1 protein-coding gene is annotated in these 231 nt (G+C 48.1%); it reads right to left on the reverse strand.

Features of this window, described 5'->3' with window-relative positions; all coding sequences use genetic code 11:
* Positions 1-231 (reverse strand): hypothetical protein (locus RM520_RS15290; protein ID WP_311388579.1); only part of this gene is annotated, 231 nt, incomplete at both ends.

Genomic DNA, 231 nt, shown 5'->3' on the forward strand with positions numbered 1-231 from the left:
GTTGTAAAAGGTCCAGCAGGGTCAAGAGTTGGAGCAACCTCGCCGGCGCATGCATCATCCACTATTATATCAATATCAACAGTTTGAATACATCCAGCACCATTATCGGTAGTATAGGTAACATTGTAAGTACCTACCCCAAGCGCTGAAGGGTCGAAAGTACCATCAGTAGTAGCACCACCCCAAGTACCTCCAGCCGGAGTAGCTACAAGGTTTTGAACTCCGTCAGCC

It is taken from the genome of Croceitalea vernalis (assembly GCF_031846405.1).
Lineage (GTDB): Bacteria > Bacteroidota > Bacteroidia > Flavobacteriales > Flavobacteriaceae > Croceitalea > Croceitalea vernalis.